Annotated in this window: 12 protein-coding genes and 3 pseudogenes; 13 read left to right on the forward strand and 2 right to left on the reverse strand. The window is 31.9% G+C overall.

The features are described 5' to 3' along the window. Window position 1: 1 nt before the first annotated feature. Window positions 2-868, forward strand: a complete 867-nt coding sequence (gene citG / locus IGI63_RS14185) for a triphosphoribosyl-dephospho-CoA synthase CitG (protein WP_429976031.1) — start codon at window positions 2-4, stop codon at window positions 866-868. 441 nt (window positions 869-1,309) lie between these two features. Continuing rightward, window positions 1,310-1,471 (forward strand): annotated as a pseudogene (locus IGI63_RS14190) (bis(5'-nucleosyl)-tetraphosphatase (symmetrical) YqeK); the annotation flags it as partial. A 166-nt stretch (window positions 1,472-1,637) separates the two neighbouring features. On the opposite strand, the gene IGI63_RS14195 reads toward IGI63_RS14190, so the two are convergent. Then, window positions 1,638-2,306 carry a GntR family transcriptional regulator gene (locus tag IGI63_RS14195; RefSeq protein ID WP_429976032.1) on the reverse strand — a complete coding sequence of 223 codons (669 nt, stop codon included), beginning with the start codon at window positions 2,304-2,306 and terminating at the stop codon, window positions 1,638-1,640. A gap of 182 nt (window positions 2,307-2,488) precedes the next feature. Here IGI63_RS14195 and IGI63_RS14200 point away from each other — a divergent pair, with 182 nt between their 5' ends. The 9 genes and pseudogenes from IGI63_RS14200 to IGI63_RS14240 all read left to right on the forward strand — a co-directional run. Next, window positions 2,489-4,120, forward strand: a complete 1,632-nt coding sequence (locus IGI63_RS14200; protein WP_429976033.1) for a mannitol dehydrogenase family protein — start codon at window positions 2,489-2,491, stop codon at window positions 4,118-4,120. 1 nt (window position 4,121) lies between these two features. Then, on the forward strand, window positions 4,122-5,189 hold the full coding sequence (gene uxuA / locus IGI63_RS14205; protein ID WP_429976034.1) for a mannonate dehydratase: 1,068 nt from the start codon (window positions 4,122-4,124) through the stop codon (window positions 5,187-5,189). Window positions 5,190-5,257: 68 nt separating this feature from the next. After that, window positions 5,258-6,664 (forward strand): glucuronate isomerase, encoded by a 1,407-nt coding sequence (uxaC, locus tag IGI63_RS14210; protein ID WP_429976035.1) that lies wholly within the window; start codon window positions 5,258-5,260, stop codon window positions 6,662-6,664. An 80-nt stretch (window positions 6,665-6,744) separates the two neighbouring features. After that, entirely contained in the window at window positions 6,745-8,253 is a 1,509-nt protein-coding gene (locus IGI63_RS14215) for an MFS transporter (RefSeq protein WP_429976036.1), read from the forward strand. Between the two features lie 24 nt (window positions 8,254-8,277). Beyond that, window positions 8,278-10,788, forward strand: a complete 2,511-nt coding sequence (locus tag IGI63_RS14220; RefSeq protein ID WP_429976037.1) for a TIM-barrel domain-containing protein — start codon at window positions 8,278-8,280, stop codon at window positions 10,786-10,788. 1,294 nt (window positions 10,789-12,082) lie between these two features. After that, entirely contained in the window at window positions 12,083-13,024 is a 942-nt protein-coding gene (locus IGI63_RS14225; protein WP_429976038.1) for a nucleoside hydrolase, read from the forward strand. Between the two features lie 760 nt (window positions 13,025-13,784). Next, window positions 13,785-14,663, forward strand: coding sequence for a helix-turn-helix transcriptional regulator (locus IGI63_RS14230; RefSeq protein ID WP_429976039.1), 879 nt, complete (start codon window positions 13,785-13,787; stop codon window positions 14,661-14,663). A 531-nt stretch (window positions 14,664-15,194) separates the two neighbouring features. Next, window positions 15,195-15,830, forward strand: a complete 636-nt coding sequence (locus tag IGI63_RS14235; protein WP_429976040.1) for a GyrI-like domain-containing protein — start codon at window positions 15,195-15,197, stop codon at window positions 15,828-15,830. Between the two features lie 412 nt (window positions 15,831-16,242). Further along, window positions 16,243-16,618: pseudogene (locus IGI63_RS14240) on the forward strand (transposase); the annotation flags it as partial. A gap of 270 nt (window positions 16,619-16,888) precedes the next feature. On the opposite strand, the pseudogene IGI63_RS14245 reads toward IGI63_RS14240, so the two are convergent. Then, window positions 16,889-17,050 (reverse strand): annotated as a pseudogene (locus IGI63_RS14245) (IS6 family transposase); the annotation flags it as partial. Window positions 17,051-17,473: 423 nt separating this feature from the next. Between IGI63_RS14245 and IGI63_RS14250 the strand changes: the two are divergent. Then, the gene (locus IGI63_RS14250; RefSeq protein WP_429976041.1) at window positions 17,474-18,967 is read left to right on the forward strand and encodes a phytoene desaturase family protein; all 1,494 of its coding nucleotides are present in this window, start codon (window positions 17,474-17,476) and stop codon (window positions 18,965-18,967) included. Then, window positions 18,957-19,793 carry a phytoene/squalene synthase family protein gene (locus tag IGI63_RS14255; protein ID WP_429976042.1) on the forward strand — a complete coding sequence of 279 codons (837 nt, stop codon included), beginning with the start codon at window positions 18,957-18,959 and terminating at the stop codon, window positions 19,791-19,793. The genes IGI63_RS14250 and IGI63_RS14255 overlap by 11 nt, the downstream gene beginning before the upstream one ends.

Raw genomic sequence — 19,793 nt, forward strand, 5'->3', positions numbered from 1 at the left:
TATGATAAATGAAAATATTCGAAAATTAGCTCAGCAGGCTCAATTAGCGATGCTGTATGAAGTAACATGTTTGAATAAACCAGGATTGGTTGATCCAGTTGACTCAGGATCACATCACGATATGGATATTTTTACTTTTATAGAAAGTAGTATTAGTTTAGGCCCTTATTTTGAATCTTTTGTTCAAACTGGTCTAGAATTAAAAGAATTTCCAATTATTGAAACCTTTACTTTGATTCGCAAAATTGGTTTAGAGGCAGAAACTGCTATGTTTTTTGCCACCAAAGGCATCAATACCCATAAAGGGGCTATATTTTCTTTAGCGATTTTCCTAGCGGTCTGTGGTCGTTTGATGATTTGGCAATTCCCTTGTGAATTCCATACTCTTCAACGAGAGATTAAAAATATGACCAAGGATTTACTTACGGATTTTGAAACGATCAACGGATCAATGCTAGAAGAATTAACTTGGGGCGAACAATTGTATGTTAATTATGGTTTAACAGGCATTAGGGGCGAAGCACAAAAAGGATATCCTACTATATTTGATAAAGGTTTACCTTATTACCAAAAGTATCAAGGAACACTACAGGAGCAGTTGTTAGATACATTACTATATATATCTTTGCAGGCAGATGATACTACCTTAATGAAACGAAGTAACGATATAAACATTTCCGAAAAATATCAACCTTTAATTTGTAAATATTTTACATTAGGTGGAACAAAGACTTTAGCAGGAAAGAACTTTTTAAAAAAGTTAAACTCTTTGTTTAAGGAAAAAAATTGGAGTATTGGTGGCAGTGCTGATTTATTGATTGTTACTATCTTTTTAGCTAAAGTATCAAACATTGGCTGGTTAAAATAAGAAATTATCATGTGATATACCTGATTTTAGACAGCTATTTATAAAGAAAAAAAGTAAATCTAAATGTGTCAGTATGAGTTAATTTTGTGTTTAGATAATAAATCAGAAAAAATTCATGGAAACGATTTTTAAAGTTTTCATGAATTTCTTCTTAGTTTTGTAAGTATTTTTAATGACCGTACAATTGATTCGTTTATAGTGTTTGAGAGAAACGTGTTTTTGTGTTAAATCCATACTTTGTAGTACTTTTGTATAAGTTCCTACCGAATATCAGCCAAAAGTTCTTTATAGTCGGAGATAATTTCTGTCGTATCTAGATGTTTCAGAAAAGCGATGTGAAACGTTAAAGAATCAAATGCCGTTATGGGGTGAAAGGAGTATATTTTATCTATCTAAAAGAGCATTAGGAACTATAAAGGGCTGTAGAAATGAATCATCAACATGCATTATGCATTGATAAGTGAAATTAAACAATATTTATTGAGTAAAAACTGTGAGAAGGCATATTATCATTGCGTAAAAGTTGGAGAGTATGCCTATCAAATTAGTAAAAGACATTTAATTAGTCCAGAGAAATTAAGAATTTTAGGGTATTTATTTGAATAAAAAAACTCCATTAAATAGTGAACTTACCTTAAAAAGTTAGATTTTTAGTCTAACCTCTTAAGTTCGTAAGTAATATAAGCATTTAAAGTTTTTAGTAATAGACTTAAGTTATCGAAGCTTACTATTAAGTTATTAAGTTCATAATAAATACTCAAATAAAAATCTAGTTTTTCTTAAAATACTCAGGGAAACGTTGAACAACAATTTCTTTTTCATTCAGCATCATGTGAGAGTGAACAGAGGTTAAAAAATTGACTTCATCTGGATTCTTAGCAATTAATGCCTCAAAAATACGATAATGTTGTTCTAAAATAGTAGCCCAAGGAAGTCCACTAGTAATCACTCGTAACCAACGAAAGCGTTCAAGGTGTGTATTGTGATCATCGAGCCACGACCAAATTTCTTGGCGATGAGCAATCTCAAAACAAATTTCATGAAATAAATTATCAGCTGCAAAAAAGTCTCGTTTATTTTTATTTGCAGCTGCTTTTTCTTGTTCATCTAAGACTGTTTGAAGGATTTTAATAGTTTGTTCATCTAGTTTTGCACAACATTCCATCATAATTTGACGTTCTAAATGTTCACGAGTAAAGCGTGCATTTTCGGCAGCTTTTAAATCAATTTTTGATACGTAAGTTCCGCTTTGTGGGATTGTATAAACCAATTCTTGTTGTCGTAATTGAATCAAAGATTCACGGATAGGAGTTCTTCCGATATTTAATAATTCTTCTAAATTTTTTTCAGAAATCTTTTTACCTGGTTCTAAATCACAATAGATGATTTTTTTTCGAATTGCTTTAAAAGCTTGTAATTGTAAACTATTTAATGTCATTGTTTCGCCTCAATTTATGTAGTTGATACCACTAGTATATCAGAAGTAGTTAAAATATTCTAATATGCTAGTTTTTTTAATATTTATGGTTTTATAACAAAAATATCCTTGACTTTCTTTTTTTATAGGAATAAAGTATGTTTAATAATACAAACTAATATATTAGTTTAAGGAGAGATGAAATGTTTGATTTAAAAAATTGGCAAGATATAACTGAAGAATTAAAAACAAAAGCCATAGAGTTTCCCCAGTTTAATGTGAACAAAGTCAAAGAAGAAGGGAAAAAAGCACCTATTTGGTTGCATTTTGGTGGCGGCAATTTATATCGTGGATTTCATGCAGAGCTTGCACAAAATTTAGCAAATCAAAATTTACTAGACGTGGGTATTGTTGTTTGTGAAACCTTTGATGAAGAAGTAGTAACAAAAGCTTATAAACCATTTCATAACGATGTATTAGAAGTGATAATGCATGAAGATGGTCAGTTAGACAAGAAAATTTTAGCTGCAACGGCAGAAAGCATTTATTGCCAACCAGAAAATGATAACGGATTTAAACAAGTTGTTTCTTATTTTGAAAATCCTACGTTACAATTTGTGACTTTATCGATTACAGAAAAAGGTTATGGTTTGAAAAATACGGATGGTCATTTTTCATCAATGGCACAGGCGGATATTGATAATGGACCAGCAAAAGTAAAACATACGATTGGTATCATTACCGCTTTGTTATATAAACGCTTTTTAGCAGGAGAGTTACCAATTGCGATGGTTTCAACAGATAATTTTTCACAAAATGGCAAGCGCTTCCTAAATAGTGTTAATGAGTTGGCACAAGCTTGGCAAGAAAAGAATTTTGTAGCGCCTGCCTTTCTGGATTATTTGAATACCCCAGAAAAAGTTAGTTTTCCTTGGAGTATGATTGACAGAATTACACCTAATCCTTCAGAAACTGTCCAACAAACATTGGAAAAAAGTGGTTGGTCAGATATGTCTATCATTCATACCAGCAAGCATACCAATATTGCACCATTTACTAATACAGAAGTTGTTCATTATTTAGTCATCGAAGATTCATTTCCAAATGGACGACCAGCTTTAGAAAAAGCAGGTGTGATTTTAACAGATCGAAAAACTGTTGATAAAGTAGATATTATGAAAGTAACGACGTGTTTAAATCCTTTACATACAGCGCTGGCTGTGACAGGTTGTTTACTGGGTTATCAATCAATTTCTGCTGAAATGAACGATCAAGATTTGGTTGGTTTAATCAAAGGAATAGGGTATCAAGAAGGACTTCCTGTTGTAGAAAATCCTGGTATTATCCAGCCACAAGCATTTATTGACGAAGTGATTCAACAACGTTTGACAAATCCCAATATTCCGGATACGCCACAACGGATTGCCAGTGACACATCACAAAAAGTAGCGATTCGCTTTGGTGAAACCATCAAAAAATATCAGGAAGATCCCAATAGAAATGTCCAAGAATTGACCTTTATTCCTCTGGCAATTGCGGCGTGGCTTCGTTATTTATTAGCCATTGATGATGAAGGACAACCTTTTGTTCCTAGTCCGGATCCTTTATTAACCGAGCTACAAACAGTTTTGCAAGACATAACATTTGGAGAGCAAGAGACGGAAAAAATTCACACATCATTAGTACCTATCTTGCAAAATAATACAATTTTTGGAATTGATTTGGTTCAAATTGGTTTGTCCGAAAAAATTGAAACATTCTTTAAAGAAATGGTCGTCAGTCCTGGAGCTGTTCGTCAAACCATTCACCGATATGTAGAAATGGGAGGAAAATAAGATGGAAATGACCTTTAGATGGTATGGAGCCAATGAAGAAAAAATAACATTGGAACAAATTCGTCAGATTCCAGCTATGAAAGGAATTGTCGGTACATTAATGGATATTCCTGTAGGGAAAGTCTGGCCGAAAGAACGAATCAAAGCGTTGAAAGAAGAGATTGAGGCAGAGGGTTTAACTTTGAAAGTCATTGAAAGTGTCAATGTTCATGACGACATTAAAATTGGCTTACCAAGTCGAGACCAATATATCGAAAATTATAAACAAACGATTAAGAATTTAGCTGAATTTGGTGTAGAAGTCATTTGCTATAATTTTATGCCTGTATTTGATTGGGTAAAATCAGACTTAGATTATCGTTTGCCCGATGGTTCTTCGACACTAGCTTATATTGCAGCAGATATTCCTGAAGACCCAGAAGAAATCATTCAAAAAGTTGAATCTTCAAGTAACAATTTTGAATTACCAGGTTGGGAGCCAGAACGTTTAGCTCAAATAAAATCATTGTTGGAAGCTTATAAAGATGTCAATGAAGAAAAGTTACGTGATAATTTTGCTTACTTCTTACGAGCGATTATTCCTACTTGCGAAGAAGTTGGCATGAAAATGGCAGTTCATCCGGATGATCCGCCCTATTCTATTTTTAGCTTACCAAGAATTGTCAAAAATCGTGAAGATTTAGATTGGTTATGCAACGTAGTCGATAGTCCTTATAACGGAATTACCTTGTGTACAGGAAGTATTGCGGAAGACCCGGCGAATGATGTGTATGCGATTTTAGCTGAATTTTGTCAGCGAGATCGGATTCCTTTTGCTCATGTCCGAAACATTCAATTCATTCAAAAGAAAGATTTTTATGAAGCGCCTCATAAATCAGAGTATGGTTCATTAGATATGTATAAAGTGTTGAAAACGATGCATAATAATGGTTTTGATGGCTATATTCGTCCAGATCACGGTCGAATGATTTGGGGAGAAACAGGTCGGCCAGGTTATGGCTTATACGATCGTGCATTAGGAGCAGTGTACTTAAATGGTATTTGGGAAGCGTTAGAAAAAGGAAACTAATTGGAAAAGACCAGGTAAAGCTTCATTCCTTTATCTAGTTGAAATAAAAAGAAAAGGAAGTGGGTTAATTGTTATTAAATGAAGATTTCTTATTGGAAAGTCATTGGGGAAAAGAGTTGTTTCATCAGTTTGCTAAAGAAGAACCAATTATTGATTACCATTGTCACTTAGAACCACAAGTGATTTTAGAAAACAAGCAATATGAAAACCTCACACAAGTTTGGCTAAACGACCATGGTGTGGGCGACCATTACAAATGGCGTTTAATGAGAGCAAATGGTGTTCCAGAAAACTTAATTAGTGGAGATGGCGACGATTATCAAAAGTTTTTGGCTTTTGTACAAACGATTGAAAAAGCGCCAGGCAATCCAATTTATGAATGGTCTCATTTGGAATTACGTCGATATTTTGAGATTTCGTTAACGATTAATGAAAAAAACGCACCAGAGATTTGGCACTTGGCGAATCAAAAATTGCAAACAGATGCGTATCGTCCAAAAGAATTATTGACAATGATGAAAGTCAAAGCACTTTGTACAACAGATGACCCAATCGATGATTTAGCTGCTCATGAAGCATTAGCGAACGAAAAGAATTCCTTTAAAGTTTTACCAACTTTCCGCCCGGATGCAGTTTGGACGATTACAGATGAAAGCTTTCCAGCGTATATTGCAAAATTAGCCTTAGCAGCACAACAAGATATAACAACGTTTGCTGATTTGTTGCGAGCTTTAGAAGAACGAATTAACTATTTCCACGAAAAAGGTGGACGGCTAGCAGACCAAGGATTAAATACTTATTTTTATCAAGAAGCAACAAAAGCAGAATTAGAGAATATTTTTACTGCAGCGTTACAAGGAAAAACGATTTTTTCTGAAAAAGAAATTGCTCAATTTACTACGGCGATTCAGCTACATTTAATGGATTGTTACCATCAACATGGTTGGACTATGCAAATGCACATGAACGCTTTACGAAACGATTCTAGTAAAATGAAACGAGAAATCGGAGTTAATGTTGGTGGAGATTCGATGGGTGACCAAGTAAATTTGACTTCAAATATTGTCGCACTTTTCTCAGAAGCAGAAGAACGAGGAATTTTACCGAAAACTATTTTATATTCATTGAATCCAACTGATTGGTTACCATTAGCGACAGCAATGCAAAGTTTTCAAGGAGAAATCGTACAGAAATTACAATTAGGCTGTGCGTGGTGGTTTAATGATACATGTGAAGGTATACGAAAACAATTGACAGTGATGGCGCAACAAAGCTTACTGGCTAACTTTACTGGAATGTTGACTGATTCAAGAAGTTTCCTAAGCTATCCGCGTCATGAATATTTTAGAAGAGTGCTTTGTCAATTGTTAGGAGAATGGGTAGAACAAGGACGTTTGTCTGAAGACACAGACTATTTAGGAAAAATTGTCAAAGATATTTGCTACAGGAATGCCTACGAATATTTCAATTTTTAAAATGTTTATTAACTCATATAACTTGTATTTTTTACACCTATAGAGCAACAGTAGAGCGTTAATATAAGGAGAGATAAAATATGCTTTTCAAAAGTAGAAATAAAATTTTCGTACCACGAAAAATCACTTTAATGCGGGCAATAGGATACGGTCTGCCTGATATTATGGGTGGGGGAGCATTCACAATTATTGGAGCATGGTTGTTATTTTATTGGACGACATATGCTGGATTGAGTGCCGTTGAAGCGGCGTCAATTTTAGGTATTTCACGTATTGTAGATGCAGTAGTCAGTTTATTAATGGGAAGTGTAACAGACAATTTTTATAAAACAAAATTAGGGACAATTTTTGGCCGTCGACATTTCTTTTTACTTATAGGATCTCCTTTAATGCTTACTTTTATATTAATGTGGATTGAACACATGTCGTTTATATATTATCTTTTTTCATATCTTTTATTTGAGATCGTTGCAGCAATGGTTTTAATTCCTTGGGAGACGCTTCCAACAGAGATGACAAATGATTTTAACCATCGAACTTTATTTTCTACTTCTCGAATGTTTATTTCTTCCATAGGAGTTTTTTTAGCAACTTTTATTCCTGGACAATTATTTAAGTTCCTAGGGGAAAAAAGTGCTTGGCCGTTTATCATTAACGCGTTTATATTTTCTATTATATATGTTGTCTGTATATTTATTACGTATCGAGTAACTTGGGAAAAAGAAGTCATTAAGACAGAAATAAATAATCTTGATACACCAAAATTAAGTTTAAATAGAGTTTTATTTAATGAAGTTAAGGATTACGTTTCAACGTTCAAGTTGCGTTCTTTTCGAAAACACTTAATCATTTATCTTTTATCTTTCACATCTAAAGATGTATTTAACTCAGTTTTTGCATACTTTGCTGTGTCTTCTATAATGGTTAGTTCCACTGATGCTGCTAATGTTCTTTCGCTAAGTATAATTGGTCCAGTAGTTATAGTTTTATCTGGGTTCTTAATGGTCCGTTTTGGTCCAACGTGGTTATACAAAGTTTCATATAGTTCTGAGTTATTAGCTCTCTGTGGATTCTTATATTTATACCTAGCAAAACCAGACAATTTAACTATTTTTTTATATATCTTCGGGTTACTATATAATTTTGGACTATCAATTTTGCAATATGTTCCATGGAACGTGTTCCCATTAATTCCAGATTTAGATGAAATTGTAACCTCTAAGCGTCGTGCAGGTTTATATGCGGCTGTAATGACTTTTGTACGTAAATCAACTGTCGCAATAGCAACGATTATAGTGGGCTTTTTACTTGATATAGGAGGTTATACTAAAGGACAGTCTATCCAGACACATGCTGCTCAAAATATGATCACATTTATCTTAGTCGGAGGTACAGGCTCACTTTTAATTTTAGCGCTAATTGAAGCCAGAACTTTTCATCTAAACAAAGTAACACACCAAACTGTATATAATTTATTAACAAAGTTACGTAATGGTGAATCTAAAGAAAATACTGATTATAAAACAATTAAAGTAGTAGAAGATTTAACTGGCTACAAATGGGATAGCATATGGGGAAAATCCCATTAATAAAATATGATAAGGAGAATTACTATGTTAGTACAAAAATTTGAGAGCATTGAAAGAATAAGTAATGGCTATATAATTCATGCAGATACAGCTGATATTCTATTAATATTCATGACTGATGATATTGTTCGTATTCGGGTATCTTTTAATAGGGAATTTGAAGAAGCATCGTATGCTTTGGTAACGACTGCATGGCTTGACAAATTAGACAATTTATTCAAATGTGAGCGTAAAAGGATCAAAGCATTAACAGTTGAATACATTGAAGATGAAAAATCGTTAACTTTTAAAACTCAAACGCTATCGATTGTTCTGTTCAAACAGCCTCTTCATTTTGTTTTTTATAATAAGCAAGGAAATATGTTGTATAGTGATTTGCGTGAGAGGGCTTTTGAAAAAGATTTTCTTGGACGTATATTCCATTATAATATGATTGATCGTGATTATGATCATTTTTATGGTTTTGGTGAGCGTACTGGAAATTTAGATAAACGTCAAAAACGTATGCGAAATTCACCAAAAGATGCCATTGGTCACGACCCAGAACATGGGGATCCAATGTACAAGCATATTCCGTTTTACATTAGGATTAACGAGAAAACTAAGGCTTCCTTCGGCCTATTCTATAACAACTCTTACGAATCAACTTTTGATATGGGAAAAGAACGTAGTGGGTATTGGGACCCATATAGCTACTATAAAACTGACGGTGGTGATATTGACCTTTTCTTTTTAAATGGACCGCGTGTTAATGAAGTTGTTAGAAGATATACCTATCTTACAGGGACACAAGCATTACCACCCAAGCAAAGTCTAGGTTACACTGCATCGACTATGTACTATACTGAACTTGAAAAAGATAATGATAAAGAGATTTACGATGTAATCAAAACTTATCAGAATGAAGACATTAATATAGACAACTTTTGGTTGGCTTCAGGTTATTCGTCAGGGGAAAATGATAATTTACGCTACACTTTTAATTGGAATTATAAAAGGTTTCCAAATCCAGATGCTTTCTTTGATAAAATGAATGATTTAGGTATAAATGTTATTCCAAATCTTAAACCAGGGGTTTTAAAAAACCACCCTTATCGAGATCAATATGCTTCTGTTAATGGTTTTGTTAAGACGCCCGATCAAAAAAAAGATTATGTGGGACGCTGGTGGGGTGGTGCAGGACTATTTCCTGACTTTACCAATCCTGACACGCGCGAAGTATGGAAAAAGCTTTTGAAAAAGACAATTCTCCAAAAAGGAACTGGAACTGTTTGGAATGATAATTGTGAATATGATGGAATTGAGGATCGCGATGCTTATTGTAGTCGTGAAGGACTCGGTGGTAGAATTGCTGAATTAAAACCGATTCAAGCGAATATGATGGCGTATGTAGCAAAACAAGCTATCGAAGAAGTATATCCAAATCGTCGCCCGTATATCATCAATCGTGCTGGATATACAGGTATTCAGAGATATGCCCAAACTTGGGCGGGAGATAATCTAACAGATTGGAGAACCTTAAAGTATGATATAGAAACAATTTTAGGGATGGGCATATCAGGTGTAGCAAATCAAGGATGTGATATAGGTGGTTTTGATGGTTGTGCACCAGAGGGTGAGTTGTTATTACGATGGATTCAAAATGGTATTTTTCAGCCACGCTTCGTGATAAACTCTGCTAATAATGATAACACAGTCACTCAACCTTTTATGTATAAAGAATACAATGATTATGTAAGAGAAGCTTACCATCTGCGCTACAAAATGTTGCCTTATCTATATTCATTAATGTTCAATGCATATAAGACTGGAGAACCGATCATGAGACCAACATTCTATGAGTTTCAAAATGATCAGAACTGCTATGATGATAAGTATTTCACTTTTATGTATGGTCCATCAGTTTTAGTGGCCAATGTTTTGGAGAAAGGCGTAACTAGTCGCAAGTTATATTTACCTGAAGGTACAGTATGGTATGACATGAATGACAATTTGAAACCTTATAAAGGCGGTCAAATTATTGAAATTCCAGTAACATTGGAAAGTATTCCAATGTTTATACAGGATAAAGGAATTTTTGTCACTTCTCCAGATATCAAGCACATTTCAACGGACATATTGAAACATCTGGAAATTCTCATTGGAAATGCAACAAATACTAGTTTTTTATTTTACGATGATGATGGATATACAAATAATTTTAAAAAGGGACAGTTTAGTCTAACAAAAATAACTGTTAAAGGTGACAAACAAAAGATTATTCAGTTTGATCGAAATGGTTCTTATCAATCTACTATAGAGTTTGTAACACTTAAGCTAATAAGTAAAGATAAAGGCGCTTTATGGGTTAGTGTGGATGGCATAAAAATAAAAAGCTTTTTAATTCTAGAACAATGGGAAAAATCAACTGAAGGATGGTATTACAATCTTTCTGACCGTACTATTTTGATAAAAATTCGTTTACCACAAAAGGATAAATTTGACATTGTCGTGTCTACTGAGAAATTTGATCTTATTGGAATGCTGGGAGAATAAGTTTAATTCAGTTATAAGTGTTTTTAATCAGTATGGATTACAGAAATTTTTAAATACGGTAGTACTTGACTATTTATTAAATTTTAAAAAGGAAAGAGCTTTGCTAAAAGGATATAAAAATAAACCTAAACTCTAATTTTTTAGAATAGTGGTGAATGTTTACTAACATAATAGTAAATAGTAAGTATTCTATCTCGATGATTTACGATTGAGCCTATTTAAGATTTGCGAATATTTAATAATATAAATAAAAAATCAAGATATCTGTCATGATACAAATATTGTCTGAAATTGGAACAAGCTAGCATTAGATTTGACAGAAGAAGTAGAAAATGCTAAATGATTAATATATTGTGATGGGAACTATCAGATTATCTTATATGCCACATAAATAGGTAAATGAATTTTATATTGAATAATCAGAAGTTGACTCTAGAGAGGAGTAAGGAGAGATATAGATAGTAGATATCTAGTTTTTTCAGTACAAATTTAAACAAAAGTAACATTTATATGGCGTATAAGCATAGAGCTTATACGTCTTTTTAATTATTTTTATTGAAAATAATTATTTCTATTTATTATAAATATGAAAAAATATGCTTTTAAAGCAGGAGAAATAAAAATGAATGATTTGTTAAAAGCACATGTTCAATGTACTTTTTGATAGCTATTGTGGCACAGTTATTAGAAACGAAGCGTGAAATATTCAAAAGCAATATAAAAGATTCCAAGAAAGACAGTTTCCGTTGACAGAGATAACTGAACGAGAGTTTGAGGAGTTATCTTATATAGATCTAAATATAGAAATAGTAAAGTACTTTGAACTTGTGGGATGAAAATTTTAGTAGCTAATCTTAAATTGACAGAGGCAATCAATAAATTTCCTAAGGAAATAAAACGTATTATTCTAGTATACTATTTAGAATGATCGATAAATAGGTAAACTGAGGGGGCTCAATGCAGGGAGTATCTGGTATCAACGACAGAAAGCTGTCAAACAGTTGAAATATAATTTTATATTTTGTGGAAATTTTGACTTGGATAAGACAATATTACATTTTATCTCTATATATTGGGATTTTCAAAATAATTAAATACTTACTCACAAGTGATCTGATCCTAGTTAAAAAAGTAATTTATTTATTCCTCTTGAAAAATTAAACAATAACTAACTGAATTGTAAAATCTTTTGATAATACTTAGCGTTATTAATTACACATGTGAGACATTCGTCCTAGAAACTATAAAAGAGAACGTTTACAATATAAACATAAAAAAGATTGGAGATGACATAATGAGAAAATTTATTATTGATACAGATACTGGAAGCGATGATGCTGTTGCATTGGCTATGGGGTTAAAAGAACAATCGATTGAGTTACTAGGGATTACTACAGTTTCAGGAAATTGTGAATTAGATCAAGCAACTGATAATGCTTTAATGGTTGTCGAACATTCAGAAAGAACTGTTTCCGTTTACAAAGGTTGTCGGTACCCGCTTTTAAAAGATAAACGGATTAATGCAGTAAATGTACATGGAAATGATGGAATGGGAGATTTAGGGCTAATTCATCCTAATACAAAAGCTAAGAACAAGCATGCTGTAGATTTTATTATTGAAATGGTTTCGAAGTTTCCAAATGAAATTGAAATTGCTATTATTGGCCCAGCTACTAATATCGCCTTAGCAATTATGAAAGAGCCTGAAATTATGTCGAAAGTAAAACAGTTTTTTATCATGGGCACGTCAGGTTTTGCTCTAGGTAATGCTTCGACTATGGCTGAGTTTAACGTGTATGCTGATGCAGAAAGCTATGTTCCACTCCTCAGAAGTAGTGTTCCGAAGACGATTATAGGTTTTGATGTTTGTATTGAAAATACTTTTGAAGAAGAAGATATAAAACGTTTGTACGAAAAAAGTAATTTAGGTAAATTTTTAGTAGATTGCAATAGTACTTTAATCCAATACAACCATAAGCGAATGGGCTGTAAATTATTAGATATACCAGATGCTTTAGCTTTAGCTGTAGCTTTGTGGAAAGATGAAATAGTAATTGAATCAAAAGATGTTTATGCTGAATGCTGCTATAAGGAAGACAAAACTTACGGATTAGTTATTTTAAATGATAATACTGATGTATTAGCTGTAAAACACCAATATCCTTCAAATAATGCGGAAGTAGTAACTAAGATAAATAGAAATAAATTTATAGAAAAAGTAATTGAACTAGTTTAGCTTTCATTAAGAGATATGACAATCCTGGTTATGTGTTAAAGGAAATGAATGACTCTGCTTATTTAAAAATGTTTATAAATGAGCTTAATAAAGAAATCAAATAGATAAAAAAATAAAATTTGATAAATGAACTGAGAATAAAATAAATAAAACGTTCTTATGACGATATTATGTGGTTATCAGTCGAAAAATATTTTATAGAAAATGGTATGTATGGGAAAACAGTCGGTAAATTTGTTTACACATCTATGTTAGGGATACTCAATCTCTATGCAGGTAGCTATAGAGATGAGTTTATATAACAGAGTGAAACTTTTAAACAGCTGGAAATTATGTACTATGTATAATCAAATGTAGAAAAAAATATCATGCACATTACGCCGTTTTCTCCTAACGAAAAAACAAAAAAATGTACTTTTCTTTTCCAGATTTTTTGGAGAGGAAGGGATAGCAGATTGTATTTACAGCTAATTTTGGAATCATCGGGCTAACCTCTCTATGGATTTAATAAGGAGAAGCTAGAAGAGGTTATTCAAGTGTATATATATGACAAAACAAATGATCTTTATCAATTAAATCAACACAAGCGGATTATTTAGAAATGTTTAGTGAAGAAGTAAGAAAAGAAAACAAAATTTAAAAAAGAGAACAAAAAAATTTTAAAGAAAATAGAACTATGTGAAATATAAGTAGGCATACAAAGGAATAAGATTAAAAAGTTAATGTTTTATAATCATTTTTGAGAATGGATTTGATAAAAGTGCGGAAAAATAGACTGTTTCAAATATTGTATTATATTCTTGAGAAAGGAAAAGTAACTGCACCGGAACTCGCTAAAAAATTTGAAGTTTCTATACGTACAATTTATCGAGATATCGATACTATTAGTAGTATTGGTGTTCCCATTTATACAACACAGGGAAAAGATGGCGGTATATCAATACTTGATACGTTCATACTGGAAAAATCTTTTTTTACCGAATCAGAACAAGAATTGATAATCAATGCTCTGCAAGGTTTGCCTTTCATAGAGAAAAAAGAATCTGAAGAATTATTATCTAAATTCAGTTCTTTATTTCAGATTAAAGCAACAAATTGGATTGAGGTTGATTTTTCAAGTTGGAAGTCGAATCAGCCAACACAAGAGCAATTTAACAACATGAAAGAAGCTATTTTAAACCAAAATATGATTTCATTTCAATATATAAATAATTTAGGAGAAATGACCGAACGAGAATTAAATCCTTGTAAGCTAGTATTTAAGAGTGGAAATTGGTATGTTTATGGTTATTGTCACTTGAGAAAAGAATACCGTCTGTTTAAATTAACGAGAATTAAAAGCTTAAAAATGCTAAAAAGTAAGTTTTCATTGCAAGTACCTTCTCCAACATATTTAAAAGAAATATTTTCTTTTGATTTAATAGAAATAGAGCTGAAGTTTGATAAGAAAATGGCATTTCGAGTTTATGATGAATTTTCCGAGGATATTTCAACTGATGCACAAGGAAATTTATATGTAACTACTAAATTGCCTAATAATGCAACGCTTTACAGCTATATTCTCTCTTTTGCTAGTGACATTGAAGTCATTAGCCCACCTCAAGTTAGAGAACAATTAAAACTAAAAATAAAAAAATGAAAGAAAAATATAGAACCTGACACAGGATGACAAGTATCCTCTTATATACTATATATATTGGAGGGAGATAATTGATAAAAGAAAAACTTTTAGGAAATGATTTGCGTTCTATTTCAAAAGTAAATGAAGTTGTTAAAAGTGTTGACAGTGTAAAGACAAAAAAACAATTCGATGAATTATTCTTTTTTTGAACTAAGAAGAACGTTTGTGAACAATGCGAAGTATCGATGTGATCTAAAAAATAACAAGATGCTCATCTCAATTTTTAAATATTCATAAAAGAGAATTTGTAACATTCAGTAAGACTGCTACAAACATAGAATTTATATGGCACTAGTATTATTGATATCAGAAATAGACCTTAAAACAATAAGTTAAAAGAAATATTTAATCTTTTAACTAGTTGAGCATTAAATAAGCCAGAAAGCAAAATTGTGAGTGTGAATGCGATTCAGAAAGTAAAAAGTGAACAAACTCCCTAGCTAAATACAATAATTAAGAAATTAACTATTTATCAGGAGGAAAATGAAGATGAAACATGAATGGAGAAAAGTTGAAAAAAATATTTATTTACCTAAAAAACAACCTGCTAAAATAGAGTTGAAACCAATGAAATACTTTACAATAGAAGGAATAGGTAATCCCAATAGCAAAGAGTTTAGTGAAGCAGTTAGAGTGCTTTATGCAATGTCTTATGGAGTTAAAACCGCGCCAAAAAAAGGAAAAACTCCAGATGGATACTTTGATTACACTGTTTATCCATTAGAAGGTTTTTGGTCTTTAAATGATGTGGGGATCAAACAATTTAAGGAAGATAAAGTATTTTGTAAAAAAGATTTAATGTTTAAGTTAATGATTCGTCAGCCAGAATTTATCAGAAGTGATTTTGCTTTAAAGATAGTTGAAGATATATTAAAAAGCAAACCAAATGAATATAACAAAAGAATTAAATTCGAAATAATTGAAGAAGGGCTATGTGTACAAGCATTGCATCTGGGGAGTTATGATACAGAAACCATAACTTTTTCAACCATGAATGAGTATTGCGAAGAAAACAAATTACAAAGGTTAAATCTTTATCATAAAGAAATTTATCTTAACGATCCTAGAAAAACAGAGCCTGAAAAAAATAAAACTGTATTAAGATATTCAGTCGAAAAAATTTAAAAATATATATTTTTTTGAAAGAAGTTAATGTCATTATAGATACCAAAAATGTGTTCAATATAAGAGCGAAGAGATCTAATTGAATATTAGATAATAGATTGTAGTATGGTTCTGATTCACATGTATTTTTTTAGTTACGCCTTGAGGTACGAAAATTTTAAAATATGCTAAAATCCATTAAAACCGTACTTATTGGATTATTGTTCAATCTATTGTTATTAAATGATTTTCAAACTTTTTAAAAAATTTATTGCACACAACTAGGTCTTAAAAAGTAGCGAACAAAAGAAAATCCCTTATCAAACGTTAATTTGATAAGGGATTTTTGGTAGGGAACCATCTCATTTTTAATGGAAATCAAGCTATCTAGCAATTGAAGAATGTTGATTTATAGGCATTCCCCATACGTATTATGTTAGCTCTTTATTCCTTTGTAACCCGTCGGGTTGAAGCATATAAGATAGGACGGAAACATGACAAAAGAATTAGCAACGAGTGTGATTCAACCGAACATCCTAAAAGCATTAGAAATAAAAATTATTCATAGTAATATGGGTAGCCAATATACAAGCGATGTGTTTGAAAAAACGCTCAATCGTTGTGAGGTTAAACATTCCTATTCCCGTAAGGGGTGCCCTGGAAATAATGCACGCATCGAAAGCTTTCATTCGATTTTAAAGAGAGAATATGTGAATTTTCAGTCTTTTCAATCTCTTGAAGAAGCCATTGTTGGGATTGATCGCTATATCCGCTGGTATAATAATGAGCGTATTTCATTGGTTGCTTAAACACCTATAAATAAACGTTCTCATCGTTTTTAAAAATTTCACTAAAAACATTTTTTGAGCTGTCTTTTAGCCAAAAAAAGAATGATTGAAGTTAGATTGGCCTGCTTTATCTATCCATTTTTGATAGAAAGAGTAGGATTGAAAATTATTTTGAAAAGTATTCGTCTTTTTTTGTCCAGAGTTTTGACATGGGAGCCGATAAACATTAGTATCCATTTTGTCCATTTTCAAAGAATAGAGGGACTGTCTATTTTTCTTTTTTCAAAGTTAATAGAGGACGTTTCTATATTCTTGTACTCAACGATAAATTACTGTATGACAAATATGGATATCACGATCATAAAGGATTTCTTGAACTTCTCGATAACTGAGATTATAATGAAGATAGTGGTCAAGGGCTACGATAATCACGTCATTTTGATTTAAAGTGATTCATCTTTATTCTTTAAAACAATTCCTTTTTTACTCTAATAGGTGCTTGACATAAAATGTTGCAGCAGAACCCTATTTTGAACATTGTAGTTTTTGTATAAAGTAGTATTTTAAACTATTGAGTTTGAATTTAGTAAGTATATTAGGATAAATAGTAATGGGGGGCCATTATCAAAAGTCTTTGAATATACTCAGTAACCTAGATGCAACTAAGAATCTTGTGAATTAAGGGAATATTTTTGTAAATAAGAGGTACTGGTTAGTAAAAGATATACAACAAAATATATTCCATTACCTGGAAGTCCCATGTAAGTATTAGTAACCGAGAGATCAGCTGAGTGGTGAGTAATTCATGCAAGCTAATTTAAAGTAATTGTAATATAATTTAGATTAGAATATATTTATTTTTATAAAGGAGGAAATATGAAAACTGTTGGAATTATAGGGGCAGGGGTGGCTGGTTTAGCTACAGCTGCAAGGCTACAGTCTAAAGGTTATAAAGTTACCATTTATGAAAAAAATGAAACAATCGGTGGCAGGATGAATGTAATAAAGAAGGATGGTTTTACTTTTGATTTAGGTCCTACCATAGTAATGATGCCTGAAGTATATCAAGAATTATTCCGATACTGCGGAAAGAATCCCGATGATTATATTCCTATGAAACAATTAACAACCATCTATGATATATATTTTAAAAAAGATTGTTGTGTTAGCGTTTCGAGTGACTTAGCAAAACTTCAAGCTATGCTAGAATCAATGGAACCTGGGAGTACTGCAGGTTTTTTAGAATTTCTTACAGAAATATATAAACGTTACGAAATTGCTCGTAAACATTTTCTTGAGCGAAGTTTTCGCTCACCTTTGGATTTTTATAATCCTATGATGTTATATCAAGCTTTAAAATTAAAAACATTTAGCAGTGCAGATCGATTAATAAAAAAATATGTCTCTAATGATAAAATCCAAAAATTATTAGCTTTTCAAACGTTGTATATCGGAATTTCACCAAAACAAGGTCCATCACTCTATTCTATTATACCTATGATTGAATTAGTATTTGGAGTACACTTTATCAAAGGTGGTATGCGTTCTATGGCTATCGGTATGGAAAAACTATGTCTGGAATTGGGAGTTGAGATTAAGGTTAATTCGCCTGTTACAAAAATCGTCATAGAAAAGAATCAAGCAATTGGTGTCCAAGTAGAAAATACTTTTCACCAACATGATCATATAATTTGCTGTGCAGACTTTCCATATGCTATAAACAATTTAATTGAAAATGATAGAGCGAAGGGTAAATATACACAAAAAAAGATTGAAAACATGGAGTATTCTTGTTCAGTTTATATTTTATACCTAGGAGTAAAGCGCAATTTAAAAGGGAAAGTACCAATACACAATGTTGTTTTTTCAGATGACTTTGATTCAAATATTAATGACATTTTCGATGGCGCTTTACCGTTAGATCCGTCTATATATGTATATATTCCTTCCGTTGAAGATGAAAGTCTTGCCCCTAAAGAAATGGAAAGCATATATATTTTGACACCTGTACCAGAATTAAAGACGGCGGAGTTCAGCTGGGATAATAAAGAAGATATAAGTAAACTAAAAAAAGCAGTGCTTGATAAGGTGGAATCTATACCACAACTAAAAAATATTGAACAGGATATCGTCAGCGAAACTACACTCACACCAATAGATATAAAAAATAAATTCAATGGAATGTATGGATCAGCATTTGGATTGAAACCAACACTATTGCAAAGTAATTATTATAGACCTCAAAATGTGAGCAAGTCATGTAAAAATTTATATTTTGCTGGCGCTAGTGTCCATCCTGGAGCTGGGGTGCCTATTGTTTTAACAAGTGCGATGATAACAGCAAATGAGGTGTTAAAAGATGACAAGTGAAATAGATATCTATAATGACTATATGTACTGTAAAGAAATTATAAATAAACATTCAAAATCATTCAGTATAGTATTCAGCCAGTTACCAGAGGAAAAAAAGAATGCTATATTTGCTGTATATGCATTTTGTAGAAAGTTGGATGATAGCATTGATGTTTACAAAGATAACAAAATGTTAACTAAGTACGAAATCTTTTTTAAGGAAATGTTATTGGGTAAAACAATTAATGAACCAATATTTTTGGCATTACAAGATTCTTTTAAAAAGTTTGACTTAAGCCCACGACCTTTCTTTGAGCTAATAAACGGAATACGAAGTGATCAAAATTTTGAACAGCCTCAGTCAGAAAAAGAACTCTTAAATTATTGCTATCAAGTAGCTGGAACCGTAGGGGAAGCTATTCTTCCAATTCTCGCTAAAGAAAATCATCAAGAATTAAGAAATGATGCCATATCATTGGGGTGTGCAATGCAACTTACTAACATTTTAAGAGATGTAGGCCAAGACTTAGGTGATGGAAGAATATATTTTAGTAAAGATACAATGGAATACTTTGGGATTACTGTAATTGATCAGCAATTTGTTCCTAAAAAAAACTATCAATTAATGTGGGAGTATTATGCATCAAAAGCAGAAGATTTGTATATTGAAGGGTTATCACATATCTATTTATATGATGCAGACAGTAAAATGATAGTAAAGTCAGCTGCAGAAGTATACAAAGCAATTTTGTCAGCTGTACGAAAGATAGACTATAGTCTTGATAAAAAAGCAACAGTCTCTCGAATGGAAAAAATTAAAATACTTTCTAAAAACACAAAGTAG

This window comes from Enterococcus sp. DIV0086, assembly GCF_050498705.1.
Taxonomy (GTDB): domain Bacteria; phylum Bacillota; class Bacilli; order Lactobacillales; family Enterococcaceae; genus Enterococcus; species Enterococcus faecalis.